Here is a 1,518-nt window from a genome sequence, read left to right on the forward strand (position 1 = left end):
ACAATTATGAATACATATCCATTAGTAAAGTTTTCCTTTGAAGTAGACTGGGGCGGAACGAACATCGGTTTTCAGGAAGTTTCGGGATTAAGCATCGAGCGCGATATCATTGAATACAGACAGGGAGCAAGCCCGGATTTCAGCAAGATCAAAATGCCGGGAATGGCAAAATTCGGAAACATCACTTTAAAAAGAGGAACTTTCAAAGGTGATAACGATTATTTCGAATGGTTGCAGACCGTTCAGATGAACACGGTAGAAAGAAGATCCATCACGATTTCTCTTTTAGACGAGAACGGCGCACCTGCGGTAACATGGAAAGTGAAAAATGCCTTCCCATTGAAATTACAGTCAACCGATCTGAAAGCTGAAGGTAATGAGGTAGCAATCGAAACTTTGGAGATTGCGCACGAAGGTTTAACTATTGAACATAACTAAATATTAATTTTAAATTTTTAACAAAATGAATTACAAAACACCAGGTGTTTACGTGGAGGAACTGGCAAAATTTCCGCCTTCCGTAGCACAAGTAGAAACAGCGATCCCTGCTTTCATCGGATATACAGAAAAAGGACCAAAAAATGAGCCGACAAGAATTTCTTCTCTATTAGAATATGAGGCTGTTTTTGGTAAAGGAAAAAACGAAGGTAAAGAGATCAAAATTTCTGTTAAAGACAATACCGTCTCTACCACTTTTGATACCACTAAATTAGGTAAATTCAAAATGTACCATGCTATGCAAATGTATTTTGCAAACGGTGGCGGTCCATGTTATATTGTTTCTGTTGGAGTAGCTTCAGGATATCCTACAAAAGTATTAAAAAGCGAATTAGAAACAGGACTTAAGACTCTTGAAAAAGAAGATGAGCCTACGCTAATCGTTTTTCCGGATGCAGAATCTTTACCAGCATTAGAGGCTTACGGTTTGTATGGATTGGCTTTGAATCATGCAGAGGAAATGAAAGACAGGTTTGTTATTATGGACGTTCTTGGAGATTCTGCTAATATAGTTAAGGACTTTAGAGATAATGTAACTTCAGGACAAAGCGGAGAGCGTTTGAAATATGGAGCTGCTTATTATCCGAAATTGGAAACTGTTTTAACGCATAGCTTTGAAGATGAAGATGTTAAAATTACAAGTTTTGAAGAAAAAGATGACTCAGGAAATGTTTTGTCTCTTCCAAATGGCTATGTAGACAATTTAAAATGGCTAAAATCAAACAGAACAGAGCTGTATAATAAGGCTAAAGCAGCAATCGAATCTGAAAGAGTAGTAATGGCTCCGTCCTCAGCAGTTGCGGGTGTGTATGCAAAAGTAGACAGCACTTCCGGAGTATTCAAAGCGCCTGCTAATGTTGGACTTAGCTATGTAGTGGCTCCTACAGTAAAAGTTTCTCACGAAGATCAGATGACTCTTAATGTAGATCCAGCTTCAGGAAAATCCATCAACGTTATCAGATCTTTTACAGGAAAAGGCACATTGGTTTGGGGCGCAAGAACGCTTGACGGCAACAGCAA

At 38.7% G+C, this 1,518-nt stretch carries 2 protein-coding genes; both read left to right on the forward strand.

The annotated features are described in order from the left end of the window. Positions 1–6: 6 nt before the first annotated feature. A complete protein-coding gene (locus tag DD829_RS19900) occupies positions 7–438 on the forward strand; it encodes a phage tail protein (protein WP_076394813.1) in 432 nt (143 codons plus the stop codon). Positions 439–463: 25 nt separating this feature from the next. Beyond that, the coding region (locus DD829_RS19905) for a phage tail sheath subtilisin-like domain-containing protein (protein WP_133240952.1) at positions 464–1,518 on the forward strand (1,055 nt) is incomplete at its 3' end.

The sequence above is a fragment of the Chryseobacterium sp. HMWF035 genome, assembly GCF_003094695.1.
Classification (GTDB): Bacteria; Bacteroidota; Bacteroidia; order Flavobacteriales; family Weeksellaceae; genus Chryseobacterium; species Chryseobacterium gambrini.